Raw genomic sequence first — 23,024 nt, 5'->3', positions numbered from 1 at the left:
TCAGTTCGCCAGCTCGTTGAAGTAGTCCAGCGTCTTGTCGCGATAGACCATGTGGTAGTGGGTCTGGCTCTGCACGATGACGCCGTTCTGCACCGCGATCTCGATCCAGACACGCGGGCCGTCGATGCGCATGTAGCTGCCGTTGGTGCTCGCATCCGGCCCGTCGCTGCTGTAGCTGCCCGAGCTGTTGGCCCAGGCGACGTAGGTGCTGGCGTAGTCCGCCTGGTAGTCGGCGAGCAGGCGGGCGGCGGTGTCATTGTCGTAGTCGCCCACCCATTGCTGGATCGCCGCGGTAACCAGCGCCTGCTCGGCCGTGGACAGGCTCGTGACGAGCAGGCCACGCTTGCTGCTGGCGGCCACCGCGGCCAGCTTGGTCGACACATTGGCATAGCTGCCCGTGTTGGCCTCGACGGGCCCGAGCAGGATGTCGCCGAAGGTCTGGCTGGTCAGGAAGGCGCTGCTCTTCTCGCTGCTGGACAGCCCGTTGAACACGGCCAGCATCCCAGCCGCCTTGCTGCTGAGCACCTGGTAGCTGCCGGCGCCATAGAAGTTGTAGCCGGTCTGGCTGTTGGCGGTGAAGGCGGTGCGCGGCTCCACGCCGATGTGGTGGGGCGTCGGATAGGTGCAGCCGCCGTTGAAGCTGAGGTTGAACGCGAGGTGGTGGCCGCCGAACATCAGCGCCCAGCTGCCCGTGCTCGACGGCGTGCCGATCACCGCGACCCGCGCGAGGCCGGCGCCGTAGCCGTTGGCATTGAGCGTGTAGCCAAGGTAATCGTCCGCGGCGAGCACGCCCTGCATGTCGGCATAGCCGCTGCTGCTCAGCGCGGCCTGCGCCAGCGTGTTGAAGGCGGCCACCTGCGCGCTCGTCGTGACCTGCGACAGCGCGATGCCCGGCCGGGTGAAGGCCAGCGCGCCGGGCGGCAGGTTGGACCAGCGGGTCTTGTAGACGTTCAGCTGCGCGCTGCTGTTGCTGGCAGCGTCGTACGCCATCGAGGCCGTGAGGCTGCTGCCCAGCGCCGACTCGAAAGCCGAGACGGCGCTCATCAGCGTCGTGATGTGGGTGGTGTCGCAGCTCGCGGTCGTCGTCGTTCCGCTGGCGGCGTTAACCGTCAGCGTGGCGGTGGCGCTGGTGGTCGAGACGCCGCTGCCGGTGACCACGACGTCGTAGCTGCCGGCGTCGCCGGCCGCGGTGCTGGCGATCGTGTACGAGGCCGCCGTGGCGCCGGAGATCGCCGTCGAGCCCTTGAACCACTGGTAGCTCAGCGTGCCGGAGCCGGTGGCCACCACGCTGAAGGTGGCCGAGGCGCCGGCCGTGACCGTCAGCGACGCGGGCTGGCTGCCGATCGTCGGCGCCGCGACCGTCGTGGTGGTCGAGCCGCTGTCGCTGCTCGTCGAGCTGCCTCCGCCGCCGCAGCCGCCCAGCACGGCGAGCAGGATGGCCAGAGGCCCGGTCTTGTGGATCTGCCTGCCGCGCTTCATGGGAATCGACCTCCATTGGTGAATGGAGGCGACTCTAGGCAGCGAGCTTGTCAGCGATGCATCGAGTTCTTGTCAGAGCTGATACAGCCGCCCTCAGGCCGACACACGTGAGACCACGCGCACGACCTTTTCGCGGTAGTCGGCGAAGCCCATCCGCCGGTACAGCGCCAGCGCGCCGGCGTTGGCACTCATGACGTGCAGGAACGGCGTCTCTCCGCGCAGGCACTGGCGGCGGATCAGCTTCTGCATCAGGCGCTTGGCCATGCCACGGCCCTGGAAGTCCGGATGCGTGCAGACGCCGCTGATCTCGCGGAAGCGGCCGGCGCAGGAGCGTTCGCCGGCCATCGCGACGAGGCGCTCGCCTTCGAACAAGCCGAAGTAGTCGCCGAGCTCGATCGTGCGCAGGCCGAAGGGGCCGGGGCGGGTCAGTTCGGCCAGCGCGAGCGCCTGCGGCGCGTGGCTTGCATCGAGCGGCAGGGCGTCGGGCGCGGCATCGTCGGCGGGCGTTTCGCCGGCCCAGGCCATGCAGACCATCTTCGCCTCCAGCTCGATCGCCCAGCCCGCCGGTGCCGGGCCGGACCAGTCGGCCACGTAGAAGCGCTCGCCCGGCGCGCAGAAGGGCTGCAGCGCGTCGAAATCGGGATCTTCGGCGCGCGGGAACGCGACGATGGGCGAGAAGCCCGGCGCATAACGCCGAGCCTCGGCGGTGCCGCTCGCGCAGTGCTGTTGGGCACCGCTGAGGGCGTGCCAGAAAACGTTGTCGAGGACTTCAATCATTCTGTTTCCTTGCCGCGAACGGCGCGGCGAGCGGTTCGCCGATGAACACGCCCTGTCCGGGCCAGGCGACGCTGCGCCAGTAGGCTTCCAGCGCCGTCGAGCCCTGTGCGTAATAGAGCAGCAGCACCTGCGGGTGCGGGAACTTCTGCAGATGGTTGCAAGGTTCGGTGACGGTGCCGTAGCTGGCGGTGGCACCGGCTTCGAGCCAGTCGACCGCGCTCATCTGGCCACCGGTCACCGGCGCGTCGAGCAGGCCGCCGAAGGAGGTCAGGTGGTCGGCCAGCGCGCCGGGCAACCAGTCCACGGCGGTCAGGCCATCGACGCGCGTCAGCCCGGTCTCGTAGACCAGTGTGCGCTTGAGCGGTGGCAGGTCCTGGCTCGACGCTCGCTTCACATCCAGATTCAGTTGCCCCAGCCGACCGGCGGGAGGGAACAGCGCCGCACGCACGCTGCGCGCGCCATCGGGCGTGCTGACGAACCAGGCGTTCGCGCCGGCCTCGGAGGGTTGGCTGCCATCCGAGGCGATGCCGCGTTCGATCAGCGCCTCGGCCGCGGCCACGTTGCGCGCCGCCAGCAGCATCGAGGGCCACAGGCCCAGCTCCGTGTAGGGCCGTGCGCCCGGGTAGTTGAAATACAGCGAGGTGCGCGAGGGCGCGCAGGTCTGCTCGCACAGCCGCGGCTGGAAGCCCAGCGCGATCGCCGAGGTGATCGAGTTGCACTCCACCGCATAGGGCTCGCGCCAGGCCAGCGCCAGGCCCTGCACGCCGGCCGGCATCTGCGCATGCAGCGCATCGTTGAAGGCCTCGAACTCGGCGGCCGTCAGGCGTGCCCGCACGGGCAGGCTCAGCCGCACGACGTTCTCGGGCGCGATGCCACGACGCCGCACGTAGTACTCGCCGACGGCGACCGAGTACGGATCGGCCGTGTTGATGACGACGCCCAGGTCCTCCGCGGTGATGCGGCCACGAATGCGGCCCACGCGGATCGCGGGTGGCTGCGGTGCAGCGGCGCTGGCCGCGGGCCCGGCACCGGTCGGCGCGCTGGCGATGCTGGCGGCGGGGCTGGGCTCAGCCGCTGGCTGAGCCAGCGCGGACAGCCCGCTCAGCGCGCCCATCAGCAGCCCACATTGCACGATGTGGTGCGCGACCGCGGCAAGGCGCTTTTGCCATCGCCACGCCTTGAGTTTCAATTTCGCCATGCAAAACAAGACATTCTCCAGCACAATGAAGTCATGAGCAAAGAGGACCATCGCAAGCCCGCCATCCAGGTGCTCGAACGCACGTTCGCGCTGCTGGATGTGCTGGCCAGCCATCAGGATCCGGTGTCGCTGAAGGCGATCAGCGAAACAACCGGCCTGCACCCCTCCACGGCCCACCGCATTCTCAATGACCTGGCGATGGGCCGCTTCGTCGATCGGCCCGAGGCAGGCAGTTATCGCCTGGGCATGCGGCTGCTGGAACTGGGCAACCTGGTCAAGGCGCGGCTGGACGTGCGCGACGCTGCGCTGGGCCCGATGCGCGAGCTGCACAAGTTCACCCACCAGCCCGTCAACTTGTCGGTGCGCCAGGGCGACGAGATCGTCTACATCGAGCGGACCTACAGCGAGCGCTCGGGCATGCAGGTCGTGCGCGCTGTGGGCGGGCGGGCGCCGCTGCACCTGACCTCGGTCGGCAAGCTGTTCCTCGCCAGCGATGAGTCCATGCGGGTTCGCAGTTATGCCGCCCGCACCGGCCTCGCCGGCCACACGAAGAACAGCCTGACCGACGTCAGCGCGCTGGAACGCGAGCTGGCACTGATCCGCCAGCGCGGACTCTCGCGCGACGACGAGGAGCTGGAGCTCGGCGTGCGCTGCATGGCCGCCGGCATCTACGACGATCAGGCCAAGCTGATCGCCGGGCTTTCGATCTCGGCACCGGCGGATCGGCTGGAGGAAGGCTGGGTCGGGCGCCTGAAGGAGACCGCGGCGCAGATCTCCTCGGCCCTGGGCTACCGCGGGCAATAGGCCGCGAGCCATCAACAAAAAACGCAGCCGAGGCTGCGTTTTCTTCTTCCGGGGCCCGAAGGCCGCTGCGATCAGTTCAGCTTGGGCTGATGCACCGCCGCCATCGGCGACGCATTGGCCAGCCACTTGCGCACACGCTCTGCGTCGGCGATCCGCGCCGTCTTGCCGGTGGCGTCCAGGAACACCATGATCAGCTTGCGGCCGTACATCTGTGCCTGCATCACCAGGCACTTGCCGGCCTCGTTGATGAAGCCGGTCTTCTGCAGGCCGATGTCCCAGTCGCTGCTGCGGACCAGGCCGTTGGTGCTGTGGAAGGCCATCTCGCGGCGGCCGATCATGAAGCTGGCTTCCTTGCTGGTCGTGAATTCGCGCAGCATCGGCTGCTCGTGGGCGACCTTCACCAGGGCGGCCAGGTCCTTGGCGCTGGACTGGTTACTGCTCGACAGGCCCGTGGGCTCGATGTAGCGGGTGTCGGTCATGCCCAGCGACTGCGCCTTCTGGTTCATCGCGGCGATTGCCGCCTCCAGGCCGCCCGGATAGTTGCGGGCGAGCGCATGGGCCGCGCTGTTCTCGGAGGCCATCAAGGCCAGGTGGAGCAGTTCTTCGCGGGTCAGCACGGTGCCGGGCCGCAGCCGCGAGTAGGTGTGCTTCAGCGTGTCCTTGTCGTCATCGGTGATCTCGATCTTCTCGTCCATCGGCTGGTGGGCCTCCAGGACGACCAGGCCGGTCATCAGCTTGGTGATCGAGGCGATCGGCAGGACTGCTTCGGGATTCTTGGACAGCAGCACTTCGTTCGTGTCCTGGTCCATCACCAGCGCGACGCCGGACTTCAGGTCCAGCGGATCATCGACCGCGTGCAGGCCGGAGAGCTGTCCGAAGGTCGCCACCGCCGGAACGACGACGACAGCCTTGCGCACGCGCGACACCGGTTTGGTCTTGCGCACGCTGGTGGCCACCGTGCGCTTGCTCTTCTGAGCGGTGGTGGTTGCGGCCGAGGCGTCGACATGGGCCGCCAGGCCGGTCACGGCCAGCGCCAGGCCGAGCGCGGCGCTCGATAGCAATGAGGTAAAGGCAGACGTTTTCAATCCCGCTCCCGGACAAGTGGGCCGCAGTTTAGGCGACAGCAAAAAACCCGGCAAGATCAAAAACTTAGCCGAACCTTATAAAGCTCGACTTTGCATCGAATCCGGCCTGCGTGGGGCCATTTCCTAACGCCTTAACTGTACGGAGCGTGAGAAAGGGCCGCTATGCGGGGCGGCCCTGAAGGGTTCACCCTTGAGCGGCGACCCGCTCGACCTTGCTCTGCAGCTTGTTCAGGGCGCTCAGATAGGCCTTGGCCGAGGCCACGACGATGTCCGGATCAGCACCCACGCCGTTCACGACCCGGCCGGCGTGCTGCAGGCGAACCGTCACCTCGCCCTGCGATTCTGTGCTGCCGCTGGTGATCGCATTGACCGAGTAGAGGAGCATTTCGGCGCCACTTTGGACCGTGGCCTCGATCGCCCGCAAGGTCGCGTCCACCGGGCCGTTGCCATCGCTCTCGGCCCGGTGCTCGGTGCCGCCGGCGGCGAAGACGATGCTGGCATGCGGCCGCTCGCCGGTTTCGGATCGCTGCGACAACGCGAGGAAGCGGAAGTGCTCCTGCTCGGCGCTGACCGACTCGTCCATCACCAGCGCGATGATGTCCTCGTCGAAGATCTCGTTCTTGCGGTCGGCCAGATCTTTGAAGCGGACGAAGGCGGCATTGACCTCGGCTTCGGACTCCAGCGAGACGCCGAGCTCCTGCAGGCGCTGCTTGAACGCATTGCGTCCGCTGAGCTTGCCCAGCACGATCTTGTTGGCGGCCCAGCCCACATCCTCGGCCCGCATGATCTCGTAGGTGTCGCGCGCCTTCAGCACGCCGTCCTGGTGGATGCCGGACGCATGCGCGAAGGCATTGGCACCGACGACCGCCTTGTTCGGCTGCACGACGAAGCCGGTCGTCTGTGCCACCATCCGCGATGCCGGCACGATCTGGCTCGGGTCGACGCCCACATCCAGCCCGAAGTAGTCGCGGCGCGTCTTCACCGCCATCACCACCTCTTCCAGCGAGCAGTTGCCCGCGCGCTCGCCGAGGCCGTTGATCGTGCATTCGATCTGGCGCGCGCCGCCGATCTTGACGCCGGCCAGCGAGTTCGCCACCGCCATGCCGAGGTCGTTGTGGCAGTGCACGCTCCAGACCGCCTGGTCGGAGTTGGGCACGCGCTCGCGCAGCGTTTTGATGAAGTTGCCGTAAAGCTCGGGGATCGCGTAGCCGACGGTGTCGGGGATGTTGATCGTCCGCGCGCCTTCCTTGATCACCGCCTCGACGACGCGAGCCAGGAACTCCGGGTCGGAGCGGTAGCCGTCCTCGGGCGAGAACTCGATGTCGTCGGTCAGCGTGCGGGCGTAGCGCACCGCCTGGATGGCCTGCTCCAGCACCTGGTCGCGCGTCATCCGCAGCTTCTTCTCCATGTGGAGTTCGCTGGTGGCGATGAAGGTATGGATGCGCGAGCGGGCCGCGCCCTTCAGGGCCTCGGCGGCACGGGCGATGTCGCGGTCATTGGCACGGGCCAGGCCACAGACGATGCTGTCCTTGATCGCCGCGGCGATCGCCTTGACCGCCTCGAAGTCACCCGAGCTCGACGCCGGGAAGCCGGCCTCGATCACATCGACCTTCAGCCGCTCGAGCTGCCGCGCGATGCGCAGCTTCTCGTCCTTGGTCATCGAGGCGCCGGGCGATTGCTCGCCGTCGCGCAGCGTGGTGTCGAAGATGATCAACTGCTCGGGCATATCGCTTCCTTAGACGGTGGCTACTTTGGCGAATCGGAGTTGACCGCGTTGCGAAGCGCGGCGCAAGCCGGAGGTGATCGCCTTCAGCGAGGCGGAGACGATGTTGGCATCGATCCCGACGCCGAAGATCGTCAGCCCGTCGCCGACGCGCAGTTCCAGATAGGCCGCCGCCTTGGCATCGGCGCCGCTGCCGATCGAGTGCTCGTGATAGTCGAGCACGCGAACGGTCGAATCCAGCTGTGCATTCAGCCCGTTGATGAAGGCATCGATCGGCCCGGTGCCCTCGCCTTCCACCTTGAGGCTCCGCTCATGCAGGTCGGCCAGCACGCTCAGGCGCGTCACGCCTTCGCTGACTTCGCTGCTGGTCGGGTGCATGCCCTGCTCCACGTTCAGGCCGTACTCGCGCTCGAAGATGCCCCAGATGTCCGCGGCACTCTGCTCCTTGCCGCTGTCGTCCATCACGGCCTGCACAACCTGGCTGAACTCGATCTGCAGGCGACGCGGCAGCTCGACGCCGTACTCGGCCTCGAGAAGATAGGAGATGCCGCCCTTGCCCGACTGGCTGTTGACGCGGATCACCGCGTCGTAGCTGCGGCCCAGGTCCTTCGGGTCGACCGGCAGGTAGGGCATGTTCCAGATATCGCCGTCCTTGCGGGCGGCGAAGGCCTTCTTGATCGCGTCCTGGTGCGAGCCGGAGAAGGAGGTGTAGACCAGGTCGCCGGCATAAGGATGGCGCGGATGGACCGGCAGCTGCGTGCAGTGCTCGGCGCAACGGCGGACCTCGTCGATGTCGGAGAAGTCGAGCTGCGGGTCGACGCCCTGGGTGTAGAGGTTCAGCGCGATGTTGACCACGTCCACATTGCCGGTGCGCTCGCCGCTGCCGAACAGGCAGCCCTCGATGCGGTCACCGCCGGCCATCAGCGCGAACTCGGCGGCAGCGGTGCCGGTGCCGCGGTCGTTGTGCGGGTGGATAGACAGCACGATGCTGTCGCGCTTGGCGACGTTGCGGTGCATCCACTCGATCATGTCCGCGAAGATATTGGGCGTCGAATGCTCGACCGTCGCGGGCAGGTTGATGATGATCTTGCGATCCGGCGTCGCGCCCCAGGCCTCAACGACCGCATCGACGACGCGCTTGCTGAAGGCCAGTTCGGTGCCGGAGAACATCTCAGGCGAATACTCGAAGCCGATGTCGGTCTCGGGCATCTGCGCGGCCAGGCGGCGGATCATCTCGGTATGGGTGACGGCCAGGTCGACGATCTGGTCCTCGTTCATGCCCAGCACCACCTTGCGCATCACCGGCGCGCAGGCGTTGTAGAGGTGGACGATGGCCTTCTTGGCGCCCTTCAGCGATTCGAAGGTGCGCTCGATCAGCGGCTGGCGCGCCTGCGTCAGCACCTGGATCGTCACATCGTCAGGGATCAGGTCCTGCTCGATCAACAACCGGACGAAATCGAAATCGGTCTGCGAGGCCGAGGGGAAACCGACCTCGATCTCCTTGAAGCCGATCTTCAGCAGCATCTTGAACATCCGCAGCTTGCGCTCCGAGTCCATCGGCTCGATCAGCGCCTGGTTGCCGTCACGCAGGTCGGTGCTCAGCCAGGTCGGAGCCTGGGTGATCTGCGCGTCAGGCCAGCTGCGATCCTTCAGGCCGATCGGTGCGAAGGCGCGGTACTTGGTGTTCGGTTGCTTCAACATCGGAATGCTCCAGGGGTTCGGGGTGAATCTGGGCAACCGGCGGCGGACAAAAGCAAACGGCCCGCTGCAGGTTGCATACGGGCCGTTGAGATCGGAGGACTTGGTCTGGTGTGACGTGCGTGCGCGATCGATCAGCGAACCCGAAGGTCGCCTAGTAGTAGCAGCGCGGTCAGAGAGACAGTCGTCAACATAGCGTCGAAATATAGCAGACGATTTCAGTGATGGAGGTCTTTTTCGTCGGGCTCGTCGGTGGATGTGGAAATCACGCTGACCGGCACGCCCTTGTACTTGCGCCAGGCATAGACCGCATAGCCCGACAGGCCATAGACCGCGAACAGCGCGAACAGCACGCGCGGCGGGTCCAGCGCGATCAGCGCGATGCCCAGCATGATGGCCACCAGCACGATGAAGGGCACGGTGCGACGGCCGCCAAAGACCTTGAAGCTGTAAAACGGCGCGTTCGTCACCATCGACAGGCCGGCGAACAAGGTCACGCCGAAGGCCGTCCAGGCGAGCCAGTCGATCTGCGAGACATTGCGGTAGCCGTTGTCGTCGGCCATCCAGATCAGGCTGATCACGATGGCTGCGGCGGCGGGGCTAGGCAGCCCCTGGAAGAAGCGCTTGTCGACAACGCCGATGTTGACGTTGAAACGGGCCAGGCGCAGTGCGGCGCCGGCGATGTAGACGAAGGCCGGGATCCAGCCCGCCTTGCCCAGGTCCTTCAGGCCCCAGATGTAGACGATCAGCGACGGGGCAGCGCCGAAGCTGACCATGTCCGACAGCGAATCCATCTGCTCGCCGAAGGCGCTCTGCGTATTCGTCATGCGGGCCACGCGGCCATCAAGGCTGTCGAGCACGGCGGCCGCGAAGATCGCGATGCACGCGGTGTCGAAGCGGCCGTTCATCGCCATCACGATCGCGTAGAAGCCGGAGAACAGCGCGGCCAAAGTGATCGCGTTGGGCAGCGCGTATATGCCCTTGCGGCGGGGGCGTTGCGGCTCGTCGATGGTGTTGGGATCGGTCATGGGCGGATCATAAAAGAAGGCCGGCCTGCCCTTCGGCAAGCCGGCCTCCCGCTAGAGGTACTGACTCTTTAGTTCTTCGACTGGTCGACCAGGCGGTTCTTCTTGATCCAGGGCATCATCGCGCGCAGCTTCTCGCCGACCACTTCGATGTCGTGCTCGGCCGTCAGGCGGCGGCGGCTCAGCAAGGTCGGGGCGCCGGCCTTGTTTTCGAGGATGAAGCTCTTCGCGTACTCGCCGGTCTGGATGTCCTTCAAGCACTGGCGCATCGCGTCCTTGGTGGCATCGGTGACGATGCGCGGGCCGGTCACGTACTCGCCGTACTCGGCGTTGTTCGAGATCGAGTAGTTCATGTTGGCGATGCCGCCTTCATAGATCAGGTCGACGATCAGCTTCAGCTCGTGCAGGCACTCGAAGTAGGCCATTTCGGGCGCGTAGCCGGCTTCGGTCAGCGTCTCGAAGCCCGCCTTGATCAGTTCGACGGCGCCGCCGCACAGCACGGCCTGCTCGCCGAACAGGTCGGTCTCGGTCTCTTCGCGGAAGTTAGTCTCGATGATGCCGGCCTTGCCACCGCCGTTGGCCACGGCGTAGCTCAGCGCCAGGTCACGGGCCTTGCCGGTCTTGTCGGCGTAGACGGCGATCAGGTGGGGCACGCCGCCACCTTGGGTGTAGGTGCCGCGCACCGTGTGGCCCGGGGCCTTCGGGGCAACCATCCAGACGTCAAGGTCCGCGCGCGGCACGACCTGGCCATAGTGCACGTTGAAGCCGTGGGCGAAGGCGAGCGAGGCGCCTTGCTTGATGTTGGGCTCGACTTCGGCCTTGTAGACACCAGCGATCTGCTCGTCGGGCAGCAGGATCATGACGACATCGGCGGCCTTCACCGCGTCGGCGATCTCGGCGACCTTCAGGCCGGCGTTCTCGGCCTTGGCCCAGGAAGCGCCGCCACGACGCAGACCGACGGTGACCTTGACGCCGCTGTCGTTCAGGTTCTGCGCGTGGGCGTGGCCTTGTGAGCCGTAGCCGATGATGGTGACGTTCTTGCCCTTGATCAGGGAGAGGTCGGCGTCCTTGTCGTAATAAACGTTCATGTCGTGCTCCAGGGAAAATTCGGTGTCAGTGGAAGATCAGAGTTAGACGCGCAAGATGCGCTCGCCGCGGCCGATGCCGCTGGTGCCGGTGCGCACCGTTTCAAGAATCGAGGCGCGATCGATCGCGTCGATGAAGGCGTCGAGCTTGCCGGCATCGCCGGTCAGCTCGATCGTGTAGGTCTTCTCGGTCACGTCGATGATGCGGCCGCGGAAGATGTCGGCGGTGCGCTTCATCTCTTCGCGCTCCTTGCCGACGGCGCGCACCTTGATCAGCATCAGTTCGCGCTCGGTGTAGTTGCCTTCGGTCAGGTCGACGACCTTGACCACTTCGATCAGGCGGTTCAGGTGCTTGGTGATCTGCTCGATCACTTCATCGGAGCCGGTGGTGACGATCGTCATCCGCGACAGCGAGGCGTCTTCGGTGGGCGCCACCGTCAGGCTCTCGATGTTGTAGCCGCGGGCCGAAAACAGCGCGACGACGCGTGACAGCGCCCCCGGCTCGTTCTCGATGAGCAAAGCAATGATGTGTTTCATGGGTTCTTCTCGTCCTTCGCGCTCTTCAGCCCGGCGGCGGTAACCGACGGCCCTTGGCCACGCTCTTCGATTGCAGGAATGAGATACCGGTTCCGAAGCTTCTCTGCCATCCACCGGCCTGTCGGTCGTGCGCGGTAACGCAACGGCCCCAGGCCGGCTTCATGACCTCAAAGGTCTTCGGACCTCAGCAGCATCTCGGAAATGCCCTTGCCGGCCTGGACCATCGGCCAGACGTTCTCGGTAGGATCGGTGCGGATGTCGAGGAACACGGTGCGGTCCTTCAAGCGGATCGCTTCCTTCAGCGCGCCCTCGACGTCGCCGGGCTTCTCGACCAGCAGGCCGACGTGGCCGTAGGCCTCGGCCAGCTTGACGAAGTCCGGCAGCGCTTCCATATAGCTGTGCGAGTAGCGCTTGCCGTAGTCCAACTCCTGCCACTGCCGCACCATGCCCAGGTAGCGGTTGTTCAGCGAGACGATCTTCACCGGCGTGCGGTACTGCAGGCAGGTGGACATTTCCTGGATGCACATCTGGATCGAGCCCTCGCCGGTGATGCAAAACACATCCGAGTCCGGCTTGGCGAGCTTGATGCCCATCGCGTACGGCAGGCCCACGCCCATCGTGCCCAGGCCGCCGGAATTGATCCAGCGACGCGGTTCCTCGAAGCGGTAGTACTGCGCGGCCCACATCTGGTGCTGGCCGACGTCCGAGGTGATGTAGGTGTCGCGGTCCTTGGTCAGGCGCCACAGCGTGTCGACCACCATCTGCGGCTTGATGACCTCGGTGGACGGCTTGAAGGCCAGGCACTCGCGGCGGCGCCATTCGTTGATCTGGCTCCACCAGGCGTTCAGCGCGATCGCGTCGGGGCGAGCCTGCGCTTCCTTGATCTGGTGGATCAGCTCCTGCAGCACGTCCTTGACGTCGCCGACGATCGGGATGTCCACGCGCACCCGCTTGGAGATCGACGAGGGGTCGATGTCCACATGGATGATCTTGCGTTCGACCGAGCCGAAGTGCTTCGGGTTGCCGATCACGCGGTCGTCGAAGCGGGCACCGACGGCCAGCAGCACGTCGCAGTGCTGCATCGTCATATTGGCTTCGTAGGTGCCGTGCATACCCAGCATGCCGAGGAACTGCGGGTCGCTGCTCGCGCTGGCGCCCAGGCCCATCAGCGTGTTGGTGACCGGATAGCCGAGCAGCTTCGTCAGCTCACGCAGTTCGGCCGAGGCCTCGCCCAGGATCACACCGCCGCCGGTGTAGATGTACGGACGCTTGGCCGCGAGCAACAGCGCCACGGCCTTGCGGATCTGGCCCGAATGGCCCTTGCGCACCGGGTTGTAGCTGCGCATCTCGACCTGCTTCGGATACTCGAAGGTGCCCGGCAGCTTCGTCATCGAGATGTCCTTCGGGATGTCGACGACGACCGGGCCGGGGCGGCCGGTGCGGGCAATGTGGAAGGCCTTCTTCATCGTCATCGCGAGATCGCGCACGTCCTTGACGAGGAAGTTGTGCTTGACGATCGGGCGGGTGATGCCGACGGTGTCGCATTCTTGGAAGGCATCCAGGCCGATCGCGGGCGTCGGAACCTGGCCGGTCACGATCACCATCGGGATCGAGTCCATGTAGGCCGTCGCGATGCCGGTGATCGCATTGGTCACACCCGGGCCGGAGGTGACCAGGGCCACGCCGACGTCACCGGTGGCGCGGGCATAGCCGTCGGCCGCATGGACCGCCGCCTGCTCGTGGCGCACCAGCACGTGCTGGATCGAGTCTTGTTTGTAAAGCGCGTCGTAGATGTACAACACAGCGCCGCCGGGATAGCCCCAAAGGTACTGGACACCTTCGGCCTGGAGGCAGCGGACGAGGATTTCGGAGCCGTTCAGCTCGGAAGCCTGCGAAGACGCGGAATTGGGGGAGGAATTTTGCGGGTGAGCGGCCAAGGCGCGCTTGGCGTCCGCGGTGGTCATGTCCATTTATCAGAACCTCAGTGATTTTCTCTAACGAAAAACCGTCGGTGCTCCTTTTCGCGCCCTCGTGAGGCGGATGCGGAGCCGTGCAATCGAGACCTGCCGCCCCGGTCGGGCAGCAAACTTCAGATCAGGAACTCTTTGTGCGAACTGACATTATGCACGTACCGTTCGCGGAGGCTGACCCCAAATTCCGGTGGAGCCTTCGCGATGCGATAATTAACGCTCTTTTGCCGTCGCGGGCGCTGCCCCGCCTGTTCCTTGGCCTCCGATAAAGAACTCAACGACTTTCTGCGCAGCGTCGACAAACGCGCCTTCAAGCGGACCGCCTACCTCGTGCGGGACGAGGATGGTGCGCTCGACATCGTGCAGGACTCGATGATCAAGCTGGCCGAGAACTACTTCGACCGCCCCGCCGCAGAGCTCCCGCTGCTGTTCCAGCGCATCCTGTCCAACACGACGATGGACTGGTTTCGGCGCAGGAAGACGCGCAATGCCGTCATGCAGAACATGTCGGACTTCGAATCGAGCGATCCGGACGGCGACTTCGATCTGCTGGAAATGCTCGAATCGCAGGACGGCGCCCTGGGCGCGCTGAGCGCCGCGGACGAGGTTTCCCGGGCGCAGATCTTGCAAATGATCGAGAGCGAAGTGGAACAGTTGCCGGCCCGTCAACGGGAAGCCTTCCTCCTGCGTTACTGGGAGGAGTTGGATGTCGCAGAGACCGCATCGGTGATGGGTTGCTCGGAGGGCAGTGTGAAGACACACTGCTCCCGCGCCGTTCACGCACTGGCGAAGTCGCTGAAGGCCAAGGGAATCACGCTATGAACAAGCAGCAGCACAAGACGCATTTCGGTTCGGAACTGGACGCCCGGGTGACCCGGTTCGGCCTGCGTGTGTCTGCCGGCTTGACGGAGCACAGCCAGTCGCTGTCCGGCGATGTGAGTGAACGCCTGCGCTTCGCCCGCGAACAAGCGCTGTTGAAGGCCCAGGCTGCTCGCAAGGTTCAGGCCGCGACCGCCACGGCCAAGCCGCAGGTGATGCGCTCGGGCATGGCCCTGGCGCTGGGCGGCACCGGCGGATCCTCGCGCTGGTTCAAGTTCGCCTCGCTGATGCCGCTGCTGCTGCTGGTGGGCGGCCTGCTGACGATCCAGTACGGCCAGTGGCACCAGCAGGTGGCCGCCGCCGCCGAGATCGATACCGCGTTGCTGTCCGACAACCTGCCGCCGGCCGCCTACAGCGATCCGGGCTTCTCCGAATACCTCAGCGATGAGCAAGAATGACGGGAGCCGCATGACCCGGTCCCGTCCCGACCTTTCCTGCTTGTCGATCAAAACCACCCTCTACGCTGCCGCCCTGCTGTTTCTCGGGCTGACCGCCGTGCCGCTGGCTGCGCGCGCGCAGGCTGACACGGCCGCCTCGGCGGTCGTTGAATCCGCGCCGGTTGCGCCGCCGGCGCCAGCGTCCGCTCCTCCCGCAGCCGCACCTCAGCCGGCCACCGGCCTGCTGCCAACGCCGCTGCCCTCCATCGCTTCCGACCCGCCCGCCTGGAAGAACCTCGCCCTCTACCAGAAGTGGGCGCTGGCGCCGCTGGAGCGCGACTGGGACGGCCTTGATCCCGCGCGCCGCAGCAAGTGGCTGGAGATCGCCCAGCGCTTCCCGACCCTGCCGCCCGAGGAACAGAACCGGATGCACGAGCGCATGCGTGCCTGGGCGCGACTGAGCCCGGCCGAGCGCCAGCAGGCCCGGCTCGGTTACCAAGTCGCGCAGCAGATCCGCGCCGACGAGCGCCGCGCCAAGTGGGAGGCCTACCAGGCGCTGACACCCGAGCAGCGCGAGGAATTGGCCGAGAAGGCCAGACGCAAGCAGCGCGCGCCGAAGTCGGGCAGCGCGGGCCCGGAGTCGCTGGCCAAATCCAATCTGGTTCCGCCGGTGACCAAGGCGCTGCCGGTCAAGCCGGTGGCGCCATCCGTGCTGCAGGCCAAGCCCGGCGCCAGCACCGTGCTGATCACCGAGACCGGCATCCGGCCCCGCCACCAGATGGCAGGCCAGACCAAGGTCTTCGCCGACCCTGAGTTGGTCGATCCGAAGACGCTGCTGCCCCGCCGGCGCGGCGAGCGCTAGCCGCTCTGGCTAGACTCCCGGCTTCGTCGCTTTTTCCCTTCCGCGCAAATGACCGTCCCCGTGCCCGGCCTGGCCCGACGCCTGGCCGCCTTCCTCTATGAAGGCATCCTGCTGTTCGGCGTTGCCGTGATCACCGGCCTCGTCTACTCGCCTCTGGTCCAGCAGCGCAACGCGATGGAACACCGAGCCGGGCTGATCGCCGCGCTGGCCTGCGCCTTTGCCGCGTACTTCGTCTATTTCTGGACCCGCAGCGGTCAGACCTTGGCCATGAAGACCTGGCACATCCGCCTCGTTCGCGCAGACGGCGCCAAGCTGGGCGTGCCGCAGGCGCTCGCCCGCCATGTGCTGAGCTACGCGTGGTGGCTGCTGCCGCTCACCGCCGCCTCGCAGATGCTCAAGCACGGCCTGGGCTTCGGCGCGATCGCGTGCGTCGGCGTCCTGAGCCTGCTCGGTTACGCCATGCTGGCGCTCGTCCTGCCCGGCCATCAATTCCTGCATGACCTGCTGTGCAGGACAATGCTGGTCACTTACGTGCCCGCCCCCAAGACGGCAGGCAAGCCCGCATGATGACGACAACGACGAACAACCCGCACAAGAGCCGCACCGGCCTGGCCCGCATCCGCGCCGCCGCCGGCTTCTCGGCCGCCGGCCTGCGCGCCGCCTACCGTGGCGAAAGCGCCTTCCGCCAGGAAACCTGGCTCGCGATCATCGGCACGCCGCTGGCCTTCTGGGTCGGGCAAAGCTGGGTCGAGACCGCGCTGCTGATCGGCTCGCTGCTCGTCGTGCTGATCGTCGAACTGCTGAACTCCGCGATCGAGGCCGCCATCGATCGCATCTCCTTCGACCTGCATGACCTGTCCAAGCACGCCAAGGACCTGGGCAGCGCCGCCGTCATGCTCGCGTTGCTGCTGGCGGGGGGTATCTGGATTGCTGCGGTCGTGCACCGCTTCTGGCTCTGACCATTGAAAAAGGCCGCGTGAGCGGCCTTTTCCGTTAACGCGACGACGGGCTCAAACCGCCGCTTCGTCCGTCTCACCGGTGCGGATGCGCACCACATGGTCGACCGAGGTGACGAAGATCTTGCCGTCGCCGATCTTGCCGGTCTTGGCGGCCTTCAGGATGGCGTCGATGCAGCGGTCGACCTCATCGTCGCGCACCACCACCTCCACCTTCACCTTCGGCAGGAAGTCCACCACGTACTCCGCGCCGCGGTACAGCTCGGTGTGGCCCTTCTGGCGGCCGAAGCCTTTGACCTCGGTGACCGTCAGGCCCGAGGCGCCCACCTCGGCCAGCGATTCGCGGACTTCGTCCAGCTTGAAGGGCTTGATGATGGCGGTGATCTGCTTCATGGGGTGCTGCTCCGTAGAGATGGGGTTGGCGGCGATTTAAGCACGAATCTTTTCCGCGGACTCAGTCCGGGATGCGATCAAGATCGGCCAGCCAGACCGCGTTTTCCGAGTCGCTCGGCGCACGCCAGTCGCCGCGTGGCGACAGCGAGCCGCCGCTGCCCACCTTGGGTGCATTCGGCACGCAGGAGCGCTTGAACTGGCTGCCCTTGAAGAAGCGTTGCACGAAGACGCGCAGAACGCGCTTGATCTCGGTCAATGCCTGCTCCCCTTCCCAAGCGTGGCGCTGCAGAAAGGCGATCTTGCGCGGCGCGTAGCCGTGGCGCAGCGTGTAGAACAGGTTGAAATCCTGCAGGGCATAGGGCCCGATGCTGGCCTCGGTGCTCTGCATCGAGCCCGGCACAAGCTCAGGGCTGATCTCGGTCTCCAGCACGTCGATCAGCACCTGCGAATCGACGCCGCCGAGCTGCTGCGTCTCGGCCACCCAGCGCACGAGGTACTGGATCAGCGTCTTGGGCACGCTGGCATTCACGTTGTAGTGCGACATGTGGTCGCCGACCCCGTAGGTGCACCAGCCCAGCGCCAGCTCGCTGAGGTCGCCGGTGCCCAGCACCAGCCCGTGATGGAAGTTGGCGAGGCGGAACAGGTGGCTCGTGCGCTCGCCGGCCTGCACGTTCTCGAAGGTGATGTCGTACTGCGGCTTGCCGTCGACGAAGGGATGGCCCAGGTCGCGCAGCATCTGCTCGCAGCTCGGGCGGATGTCGATCTCGGCAGCCGTGCAGCCCACCGCCCGCATCAGCCGCAGTGCCTGGTCGCGCGTGCGCGTGCTGGTCGCGTAGCCGGGCATCGTGAAGCCGAGGATGTTGGCGCGCGGCAGGCCGAGCTGGTCCATCGCCCGGGCAGCCACCAGCAGCGCGTGCGTCGAATCGAGCCCGCCGGAGATGCCCACCACCAGCTTCTGGATACCGCTCGAAGCCAGCCGCTGCACCAGCCCTTGCACCTGGATGTTGTAGACCTCCTCGCAGCGTTCGTCACGGCGGCTGCGGTCGGTCGGCACGTACGGAAAACGCTCGACGCGACGTTGCAGCGCCAGCGGCCCACTGCGGTCCAGCTTCAATTCGAAGCCGACCTGGCGGAACTCCTTCACCGCCGCCGCATGCAGACGCACCGACTGCCCGAAGCTCGTCTGCCGCGTGCGCTCGTGGGCCAGCCGCTCCAGATCCACATCCGCGGTGATCAGCTGCGAGCGGCGCTGGAAGCGTGCGGACTCGGCCAGCAGCTCGCCGTTCTCGCAGACCAGGGCCTGGCCGTCCCAGGCCAGGTCCGTCGTCGATTCGCCCGGCCCCGCCGAGGAGTAGACATAGGCCGCCAGACAACGCGCCGACTGCTGCGACACCAGTTGCCGCCGATACCCGGCCTTGCCGACGACGACGTTGGACGCCGACAGGTTCACCAGCACCGTCGCCCCCGCCAGCGCGGCGAAGGACGAAGGCGGAATCGGCGTCCAGACGTCCTCGCAGATCTCCACATGGACGCGCAGCAGCGGCAGGTCGTCCGCCGCGAAGATCTGCCGGCTGCCGAAGGGCACCTGCTGGCCTAACAGCGAAACCGAGCTGACCCCGAGCGCCTCTTCGCCCGAGCCGAATTGCCGCGCCTCGTAGAACTCGCCGTAGTTCGGCAGGTAGGTCTTGGGCACGACGCCGAGGATGCGGCCGCGCTGCAGCACCACGGCGCAGTTGAACAGCCGATGCTCGACCAGCAGCGGTATGCCGACAATGGCCATCGTCGGCAGCGTCTGCGATGCCTTCAGCAATCCGGCCAGCGCTGCCTCGCAGCCCTCCTGCAGCGCGCGCTGATGGAACAGGTCGTCGCAGGTGTAGGCCGACAGGCCCAGTTCCGGGAAGGCCACCAGCGCCGCCCCGGCCGCCGCGGCCTCGGCGAACAAGGCCTGCGTCTGCTCGCCATTGAAAGCCGGATCGGCGACCCGGCACAGCGGCATGCCCACGGCGATTCGCGCGAAGTCGTGGGTGTAAAGGTTGTCGAAATGCATGGATGTCATCCTGCCATCAAAATGAAGACCCATGCCCATCCTCCGCATTGACGACAGCCCCGCCGCCCTGGCGCCCGAAGCGTGGAACGCCCTGCTGGCGAACTCGGCCCACCCCACGCCCTTCATGCGGCACGAGTACCTCGCGGCCCTACACGACTCCGAGTCCGCCGTCGCCGACACCGGCTGGCAGCCGCTCTTCTTGAGCGTGTGGGACGGCGAGCGGCAACAGCAACTGCTCGCAGCCTGCCCCGCCTACCTGAAGACCCACAGCTACGGGGAGTACGTGTTCGACTGGGCCTGGGCCGACGCCTACCGGCGCCACGGCCTCGACTACTACCCGAAGCTGCTTGTCGCCGTGCCCTTCACGCCGGTGCCCGGCAGCCGCCTGCTGGCCAAGGACGACGCCTCACGCGCGCTGCTCGCACAGGGGTTGCAGGCGCTGGCCGAGCAGCAGAACCTGTCCTCCGCCCACCTGTTGTTCGGCGACGAGGCCGACCAGGCCGCCGCCGCACGACAAGGCTGGATGGCCCGCAGCGGCGTGCAGTTCCATTGGCAGGGCACGGGCGAGCCGTCCTCGTTCGAGGCTTTCCTCGCCTCGATGCAGCGCGAGAAGCGCAAGAAGATCCAGCAGGAGCAGCGCAAGGTCCGCGACGCCGGCGTCGTGTTCGAGGCTCGCCAAGGCGGCCAGATCACCGAAACCGACTGGGACTTCTTCTATCGCTGCTACACGCTGACCTACCGCGCCCACCACAGCACGCCCTACCTGACGCGCGATTTCTTCCGCCGCGTCGCCGCGACGATGCCCGACAACTGGCTGCTGTTCGTCGCCAAGCGGGGCGACGAGCGCATCGCCGCCTCACTGATCGTGGTGGACATGGAGCGCGGCGAGGCCTATGGCCGCTACTGGGGCGCCGTGGAGCACGTGCCCTGCCTGCACTTTGACGCCTGCTACTACCAGCCGCTGACCTGGTGCATCGAACAGGGCTTCCGGCGCTTCGAAGGCGGCGCGCAGGGCGAGCACAAGATGGCCCGCGGCCTGCTGCCGGTGAGCACGCATTCGAGCCACTGGCTCGCGCACCCGGATTTCCGCGACGCGGTGGCCGATTTCCTCGCTCGCGAGGGTCAGGGCATGCGCGCCTACGTGAACGAGCTGGCGGAGCACCAGCCGTTCAAGGCGGGATAAGAAGCGCTTACTTGCTCGCCTGGGCGGCCTTGTAGGCGGCGATGCCTGAGACGATCTCGGCCTTCGCTTCGTCGGGGCCGACCCAGCCCTCGACCTTCACCCACTTGCCCGCTTCCAGGTCCTTGTAGTGCTCGAAGAAATGCTGGATCGCCTTCAGGCGCATCTGGTTGATGTCTTCGGGCTTCTGCCAGTGGTCGTAGATCGGCAGGATCTTGGTGGTCGGCACGGCCAGCAGCTTGGCGTCGCCGCCGGCTTCGTCCGTCATCTTCAGCATGCCGATCGCGCGGCAGGTCACGACGACGCCCGGCGACAGCGGGAACGGCGTGATCACCAGCACGTCCACCGGGTCACCGTCGTCCGACAGCGTCTGCGGCACATAGCCGTAGTTGCACGGGTAGTGCATCGCCGTGGTCATGAAGCGGTCGACGAACAGCGCGCCGCTTTCCTTGTCCACCTCGTACTTGATCGGATCCGCGTTCATCGGGATCTCGATGACGACGTTGAAGGCTTCGGGCGCCTTGGCGCCGGGCGTGACGTGATGCAGGCTCATGGATTGCTTCGAGTAGGGGCGAAATAAGCCGGGATTCTACCGGCCGGGTAAACACCCACCGCCCGCAACACCGGGGAATGGCGCCTTCCCGTAGCATCACCCGGCGCCTGCGGGCTTGTGGATGTTGGTTGAAGGCCCTGGGCTCTTACAAACGGCAGATACAACAGGAGACTCGTACATGTTGTCGACGGACGTAGCGCTGTACTTCGCGCTGGCTTGCGGCTTAGCCGCGGTCGCGTATGGCTTCATCCAGCGAAGCTGGATCCTGAGCCAGAACGCGGGCAATGCCCGCATGCAGGAGATCGCCTCCGCCATCCAGCAGGGCGCGGCCGCCTATCTGGCCCGGCAGTACAAGACGATCGGCATCGTCGGCGTCGTGCTCGCGATCGCCATCGCCGTCGCGCTGGATCTCACCACCGCCGTCGGCTTCGTCATCGGCGCCGTGCTCTCCGGCGCCTGTGGCTTCATCGGCATGAACGTGTCCGTCAAGGCCAACGTCCGCACCGCGCAGGCCGCCACGCAAGGCATGGCCCCGGCGCTGGCCGTCGCCTTCAAGGGCGGCGCCATCACCGGCATGCTGGTCGTCGGCCTGGGCCTGCTGGGCGTGGGCATCTTCTTCTGGCAGCTCTCCGGCGGCGGGCAGCATGTGGACAGCGCCTCGCTGAAGCCGCTGCTGGGCTTCGCCTTCGGCTCCTCGCTGATCTCGATCTTCGCGCGGCTGGGCGGCGGCATCTTCACCAAGGGCGCCGACGTCGGCGCCGACCTGGTCGGCAAGGTCGAGGCCGGCATCCCCGAGGATGATCCGCGCAACCCCGCCGTGATCGCCGACAACGTGGGCGACAACGTCGGCGACTGTGCCGGCATGGCGGCCGACCTGTTCGAGACCTACGCCGTGACGCTGATCGCCACGATGGCGCTGGCCGCGCTGATGATCGGCGGCGCCACGGTCAACGCGGTCGTCTACCCGCTGGTGCTGGGCGGCGTGTCCATCCTCTGCTCGATCATCGGCTGCAGCTTCGTCAAGGCCACGCCCGGCATGACCAACGTGATGCCGGCGCTCTACAAGGGCCTGGCCGTCGCCGGCGTGCTCTCGCTGATCGCGTTCTACTTCGTCACGATGAAGATGTTCCCCGAGGGCGCCGTGCTGAACACGGGCGGCACCGTCTCGGCGATGGCGCTGTTCGGCGACTGCGCGATCGGCCTGGTACTGACGGCGCTGCTGGTCTGGATCACCGAGTACTACACCGGCACGCAGTACAAGCCGGTGCAGCACATTGCCCAGGCCTCCACAACCGGCCACGGCACCAACATCATCGCGGGCCTCGGCGTCTCGATGAAGTCCACTGCCTGGCCGGTGCTCTGCGTGTGTCTGGCGATCTGGAGTTCCTACGCGCTGGGCGGCCTGTTCGGCATCGCCGTGGCCGCCACCTCGATGCTGAGCATGGCCGGCATCGTCGTCGCGCTGGACGCCTACGGCCCGATCACCGACAACGCCGGCGGCATCGCCGAGATGTCCGAGCTGCCCGACAGCGTGCGCGCCGTCACCGACCCGCTGGACGCCGTGGGCAACACGACCAAGGCCGTCACCAAGGGCTACGCGATCGGCTCCGCCGGCCTCGCGGCCCTGGTGCTGTTCGCCGACTACACGCACTCGCTCGAGTCGCGCGGCCTGCACATCGACTTCAACCTCAGCGACCCGAAGGTCATCATCGGCCTCTTCATCGGCGGCCTGATTCCCTACCTGTTCGGCGCGATGGCGATGGAGGCCGTGGGCCGCGCCGCCGGCTCGGTGGTCGTCGAGGTGCGGCGCCAGTTCGCCACCATCAAGGGCATCATGGAAGGCACGGCCAAGCCCGAGTACGGCACCGCGGTCGACATGCTGACCACCGCCGCGATCAAGGAAATGATCATTCCCTCGCTGCTGCCAGTGATCGTGCCGATCCTGGTCGGCCTGATCCTCGGCCCGGCGGCCCTCGGCGGCCTGCTGATGGGCACGATCGTGACCGGCCTGTTCGTCGCCATCTCGATGTGCACCGGCGGCGGCGCCTGGGACAACGCCAAGAAGTACATCGAGGACGACCACCACGGCGGCAAGGGCTCCGAAGCCCACAAGGCCGCGGTCACCGGCGACACCGTGGGAGACCCGTACAAGGACACCGCCGGCCCGGCCGTCAACCCGCTGATCAAGATCATCAACATCGTCGCGCTGCTAATCGTGCCGCTGCTGTCGGCGCCAGCGGCCAGCATGAAGCCGGCCGAGCCGGTCCCGGTCGTGGCGCCGGCCGCTTCGGAAGCCATGCCGGTGGCCAGCGACCCCGTCGCGGCCCCGGCCGATGTCGCCGCCAGCGCCGCATCGCAATAACTGTTCATTTGAGCTGACACCCCAGCTCACACAC

General features: G+C 66.5%; 21 protein-coding genes. 8 read left to right on the top strand and 13 right to left on the bottom strand.

Going from position 1 to position 23,024, the window contains the following annotated elements:
• The 3 genes from SNE35_RS21145 to SNE35_RS21135 form a co-directional block, all read right to left on the bottom strand.
• Entirely contained in the window at positions 1-1,479 is a 1,479-nt protein-coding gene (locus SNE35_RS21145) for a DUF3500 domain-containing protein (protein WP_320425004.1), read from the bottom strand.
• Between the two features lie 93 nt (positions 1,480-1,572).
• Positions 1,573-2,256: a GNAT family N-acetyltransferase gene (locus tag SNE35_RS21140; RefSeq protein ID WP_320425003.1), complete on the bottom strand. Its 684-nt coding sequence runs from the start codon at positions 2,254-2,256 to the stop codon at positions 1,573-1,575.
• Positions 2,249-3,454: a TIGR03790 family protein gene (locus SNE35_RS21135; protein ID WP_320425002.1), complete on the bottom strand. Its 1,206-nt coding sequence runs from the start codon at positions 3,452-3,454 to the stop codon at positions 2,249-2,251. The genes SNE35_RS21140 and SNE35_RS21135 overlap by 8 nt, the downstream gene beginning before the upstream one ends.
• A gap of 33 nt (positions 3,455-3,487) precedes the next feature.
• Here SNE35_RS21135 and SNE35_RS21130 point away from each other — a divergent pair, with 33 nt between their 5' ends.
• A complete protein-coding gene (locus SNE35_RS21130; RefSeq protein WP_320425001.1) occupies positions 3,488-4,258 on the top strand; it encodes an IclR family transcriptional regulator in 771 nt (256 codons plus the stop codon).
• Between the two features lie 71 nt (positions 4,259-4,329).
• Here the strand turns inward: SNE35_RS21130 and pbpG are convergent, their stop codons facing one another.
• The 7 genes from pbpG to SNE35_RS21095 all read right to left on the bottom strand — a co-directional run bounded on the left by pbpG (position 4,330) and on the right by SNE35_RS21095 (position 13,381).
• Positions 4,330-5,343, bottom strand: coding sequence for a D-alanyl-D-alanine endopeptidase (gene pbpG, locus SNE35_RS21125; RefSeq protein WP_320425000.1), 1,014 nt, complete (start codon positions 5,341-5,343; stop codon positions 4,330-4,332).
• Positions 5,344-5,527: 184 nt separating this feature from the next.
• Entirely contained in the window at positions 5,528-7,069 is a 1,542-nt protein-coding gene (locus tag SNE35_RS21120; protein WP_320424999.1) for a 2-isopropylmalate synthase, read from the bottom strand.
• A 9-nt stretch (positions 7,070-7,078) separates the two neighbouring features.
• Positions 7,079-8,767 (bottom strand): 2-isopropylmalate synthase, encoded by a 1,689-nt coding sequence (leuA, locus tag SNE35_RS21115; protein ID WP_320424998.1) that lies wholly within the window; start codon positions 8,765-8,767, stop codon positions 7,079-7,081.
• 215 nt (positions 8,768-8,982) lie between these two features.
• Positions 8,983-9,792, bottom strand: coding sequence for a CDP-diacylglycerol--serine O-phosphatidyltransferase (gene pssA, locus SNE35_RS21110; RefSeq protein ID WP_320424997.1), 810 nt, complete (start codon positions 9,790-9,792; stop codon positions 8,983-8,985).
• Positions 9,793-9,860: 68 nt separating this feature from the next.
• On the bottom strand, positions 9,861-10,877 hold the full coding sequence (ilvC, locus tag SNE35_RS21105; protein ID WP_320424996.1) for a ketol-acid reductoisomerase: 1,017 nt from the start codon (positions 10,875-10,877) through the stop codon (positions 9,861-9,863).
• 42 nt (positions 10,878-10,919) lie between these two features.
• Positions 10,920-11,411 (bottom strand): acetolactate synthase small subunit, encoded by a 492-nt coding sequence (ilvN, locus tag SNE35_RS21100; protein ID WP_077032641.1) that lies wholly within the window; start codon positions 11,409-11,411, stop codon positions 10,920-10,922.
• A 167-nt stretch (positions 11,412-11,578) separates the two neighbouring features.
• A complete protein-coding gene (locus tag SNE35_RS21095) occupies positions 11,579-13,381 on the bottom strand; it encodes an acetolactate synthase 3 catalytic subunit (RefSeq protein ID WP_320424995.1) in 1,803 nt (600 codons plus the stop codon).
• Positions 13,382-13,636: 255 nt separating this feature from the next.
• On the opposite strand from SNE35_RS21095, the gene SNE35_RS21090 reads away from it, so the two are divergent.
• From SNE35_RS21090 to SNE35_RS21070, 5 genes are read left to right on the top strand one after another with little or no spacing between them, the layout of a single operon-like run.
• Complete coding sequence (locus SNE35_RS21090) at positions 13,637-14,203, top strand: RNA polymerase sigma factor (RefSeq protein ID WP_320424994.1); 567 nt, start codon at positions 13,637-13,639, stop codon at positions 14,201-14,203.
• Entirely contained in the window at positions 14,200-14,658 is a 459-nt protein-coding gene (locus SNE35_RS21085; protein WP_320424993.1) for a DUF3619 family protein, read from the top strand. The genes SNE35_RS21090 and SNE35_RS21085 overlap by 4 nt, the downstream gene beginning before the upstream one ends.
• Before the next feature lie 40 nt (positions 14,659-14,698).
• Positions 14,699-15,499, top strand: a complete 801-nt coding sequence (locus tag SNE35_RS21080) for a DUF3106 domain-containing protein (RefSeq protein WP_320424992.1) — start codon at positions 14,699-14,701, stop codon at positions 15,497-15,499.
• A gap of 48 nt (positions 15,500-15,547) precedes the next feature.
• A complete protein-coding gene (locus SNE35_RS21075) occupies positions 15,548-16,066 on the top strand; it encodes an RDD family protein (protein WP_320424991.1) in 519 nt (172 codons plus the stop codon).
• Complete coding sequence (locus SNE35_RS21070) at positions 16,066-16,458, top strand: diacylglycerol kinase (RefSeq protein WP_431312774.1); 393 nt, start codon at positions 16,066-16,068, stop codon at positions 16,456-16,458. Before SNE35_RS21075 ends, SNE35_RS21070 begins: the two co-directional genes overlap by 1 nt.
• Before the next feature lie 51 nt (positions 16,459-16,509).
• On the opposite strand, the gene SNE35_RS21065 is transcribed toward SNE35_RS21070, so the two are convergent.
• Both SNE35_RS21065 and SNE35_RS21060 read right to left on the bottom strand, forming a co-directional pair.
• Complete coding sequence (locus SNE35_RS21065) at positions 16,510-16,848, bottom strand: P-II family nitrogen regulator (RefSeq protein WP_320424989.1); 339 nt, start codon at positions 16,846-16,848, stop codon at positions 16,510-16,512.
• A 61-nt stretch (positions 16,849-16,909) separates the two neighbouring features.
• Positions 16,910-18,904 carry an NAD(+) synthase gene (locus tag SNE35_RS21060; protein WP_320424988.1) on the bottom strand — a complete coding sequence of 665 codons (1,995 nt, stop codon included), beginning with the start codon at positions 18,902-18,904 and terminating at the stop codon, positions 16,910-16,912.
• A gap of 22 nt (positions 18,905-18,926) precedes the next feature.
• Here SNE35_RS21060 and SNE35_RS21055 point away from each other — a divergent pair, with 22 nt between their 5' ends.
• Positions 18,927-20,078 carry a GNAT family N-acetyltransferase gene (locus tag SNE35_RS21055; RefSeq protein ID WP_320424987.1) on the top strand — a complete coding sequence of 384 codons (1,152 nt, stop codon included), beginning with the start codon at positions 18,927-18,929 and terminating at the stop codon, positions 20,076-20,078.
• Positions 20,079-20,085: 7 nt separating this feature from the next.
• On the opposite strand, the gene ppa is transcribed toward SNE35_RS21055, so the two are convergent.
• Positions 20,086-20,628 (bottom strand): inorganic diphosphatase, encoded by a 543-nt coding sequence (gene ppa / locus SNE35_RS21050; RefSeq protein ID WP_320424985.1) that lies wholly within the window; start codon positions 20,626-20,628, stop codon positions 20,086-20,088.
• Positions 20,629-20,806: 178 nt separating this feature from the next.
• Between ppa and SNE35_RS21045 the strand changes: the two genes are divergently transcribed.
• Positions 20,807-22,990: a sodium-translocating pyrophosphatase gene (locus SNE35_RS21045; protein ID WP_320424984.1), complete on the top strand. Its 2,184-nt coding sequence runs from the start codon at positions 20,807-20,809 to the stop codon at positions 22,988-22,990.
• Positions 22,991-23,024: the final 34 nt, after the last annotated feature.

Source organism: Roseateles agri, assembly GCF_034043675.1.
GTDB lineage: Bacteria > Pseudomonadota > Gammaproteobacteria > Burkholderiales > Burkholderiaceae_C > KK5.
Note: the sequence above shows the minus strand (reverse complement) of the source record. Positions and strands in the feature narration are given on the sequence as shown.

What these genes read in the sequence shown, in the direction of transcription:
- SNE35_RS21095 (WP_320424995.1), bottom strand. Translation starts at nt 13,381, where the DNA reads ATGGACATGACCACCGCGGACGCCAAGCGCGCCTTGGCCGCTCACCCG.
- pssA (WP_320424997.1), bottom strand. Translation starts at nt 9,792, where the DNA reads ATGACCGATCCCAACACCATCGACGAGCCGCAACGCCCCCGCCGCAAG.
- SNE35_RS21140 (WP_320425003.1), bottom strand. Translation starts at nt 2,256, where the DNA reads ATGATTGAAGTCCTCGACAACGTTTTCTGGCACGCCCTCAGCGGTGCC.
- SNE35_RS21145 (WP_320425004.1), bottom strand. Translation starts at nt 1,479, where the DNA reads ATGAAGCGCGGCAGGCAGATCCACAAGACCGGGCCTCTGGCCATCCTG.
- SNE35_RS21065 (WP_320424989.1), bottom strand. Translation starts at nt 16,848, where the DNA reads ATGAAGCAGATCACCGCCATCATCAAGCCCTTCAAGCTGGACGAAGTC.
- SNE35_RS21075 (WP_320424991.1), top strand. Translation starts at nt 15,548, where the DNA reads ATGACCGTCCCCGTGCCCGGCCTGGCCCGACGCCTGGCCGCCTTCCTC.
- ppa (WP_320424985.1), bottom strand. Translation starts at nt 20,628, where the DNA reads ATGAGCCTGCATCACGTCACGCCCGGCGCCAAGGCGCCCGAAGCCTTC.
- ilvC (WP_320424996.1), bottom strand. Translation starts at nt 10,877, where the DNA reads ATGAACGTTTATTACGACAAGGACGCCGACCTCTCCCTGATCAAGGGC.
- SNE35_RS21120 (WP_320424999.1), bottom strand. Translation starts at nt 7,069, where the DNA reads ATGCCCGAGCAGTTGATCATCTTCGACACCACGCTGCGCGACGGCGAG.
- SNE35_RS21070 (WP_431312774.1), top strand. Translation starts at nt 16,066, where the DNA reads ATGACGACAACGACGAACAACCCGCACAAGAGCCGCACCGGCCTGGCC.
- leuA (WP_320424998.1), bottom strand. Translation starts at nt 8,767, where the DNA reads ATGTTGAAGCAACCGAACACCAAGTACCGCGCCTTCGCACCGATCGGC.
- SNE35_RS21055 (WP_320424987.1), top strand. Translation starts at nt 18,927, where the DNA reads ATGCCCATCCTCCGCATTGACGACAGCCCCGCCGCCCTGGCGCCCGAA.
- SNE35_RS21085 (WP_320424993.1), top strand. Translation starts at nt 14,200, where the DNA reads ATGAACAAGCAGCAGCACAAGACGCATTTCGGTTCGGAACTGGACGCC.
- ilvN (WP_077032641.1), bottom strand. Translation starts at nt 11,411, where the DNA reads ATGAAACACATCATTGCTTTGCTCATCGAGAACGAGCCGGGGGCGCTG.
- SNE35_RS21135 (WP_320425002.1), bottom strand. Translation starts at nt 3,454, where the DNA reads ATGGCGAAATTGAAACTCAAGGCGTGGCGATGGCAAAAGCGCCTTGCC.
- SNE35_RS21060 (WP_320424988.1), bottom strand. Translation starts at nt 18,904, where the DNA reads ATGACATCCATGCATTTCGACAACCTTTACACCCACGACTTCGCGCGA.
- SNE35_RS21045 (WP_320424984.1), top strand. Translation starts at nt 20,807, where the DNA reads ATGTTGTCGACGGACGTAGCGCTGTACTTCGCGCTGGCTTGCGGCTTA.
- SNE35_RS21130 (WP_320425001.1), top strand. Translation starts at nt 3,488, where the DNA reads ATGAGCAAAGAGGACCATCGCAAGCCCGCCATCCAGGTGCTCGAACGC.